We start from the raw sequence: 1,160 nt of genomic DNA, 5'->3' as shown, positions 1-1,160 counted from the left end.
GCGTTATTAATTTTAGGTTATTTTATTTATGGAAAGTATATTGAAAAGAATTTTGGTATTGATCCGGATCGTACAACGCCTGCAGAAGCATTGAGAGACGGCTACGATTTTGTCCCAATGTCTAAATCTAAAAATGCTATTATTCAATTATTAAATATTGCAGGAACAGGCCCTATTTTCGGACCAATAATGGGAGCGCTTTACGGACCAGTTGCTTACATTTGGATTATCGTAGGTTGTATTCTAGGAGGAGCAGTGCACGATTATATGCTAGGTATGATTTCTTTACGAAATGATGGTGCCCACTTGCCAGAATTAGCTAGCAAATACTTAGGGAAACCGGTAAAACATGTCGTGAACATATTTTCTATGCTACTTTTGATGTTAGTTGGTACGGTTTTCGTTACTTCACCAGCTAATTTGATTGAAAGTATTACACCTGACTGGTTAACATTAGGTGTAATAATTGGATTGATTTTTATGTATTATCTCGTTTCAACCATTTTACCAATCGATAAAGCAATGGGTGCTGTTTATCCTTATTTTGGGGCTATTTTAATTATCAGCACACTAGCTATTGGTTTGAGTTTGATTTTTGGCGGGCACACCATACCGAACTTAACACCAGGTACGATGCAAAACTTTAATCCAGAAGGTACACCTATTTTTCCTGCTCTATTCTTTACCATTTCTTGTGGAGCTTTGTCTGGTTTTCATGCTACACAAGCGCCAATGGTTTCTAGAACGTCTAAAAATGAAAAAGAAGGACGATTTACTTTTTATGGCATGATGATTGCTGAAGGTGTGATTGCAATGATTTGGGCTGCAGCTTCAATGTCTTTATTTGACGGGCAAACACTCAGCCAAATGATCAATAATGGGACTCCTTCACTTGTAGTTAACCAAGTATCTTACATGCTGTTGGGTAGTGTCTTTGGGACAGTTGCGATTATCGGCGTAATTGTTTTACCGATTTCTTCAGGACTTTCTGCTTTTAGAAGTTTACGGACGATAGCTGCAGATTATCTGCACATTAAACAAGATACACTGAAAAAAATATTGATGGTAACCATTCCTTTGTACGCAATCTCGTTAGTTTTAACGCAAGTTGATTTTAATATCTTATGGAGATATTTCAACTGGGCAAATCAAGTTACGGC

1 protein-coding gene is annotated in these 1,160 nt (G+C 37.2%); it reads left to right on the top strand.

What is annotated here, in order from left to right; genetic code table 11:
• Nucleotides 1-1,160, top strand: a 1,160-nt coding sequence (locus ABS911_RS11295) for a carbon starvation CstA family protein (RefSeq protein ID WP_350467676.1), incomplete at both ends; no start/stop codon positions are given.

This window comes from Carnobacterium sp. (assembly GCF_040274425.1).
Note: the sequence above shows the minus strand (reverse complement) of the source record. Positions and strands in the feature narration are given on the sequence as shown.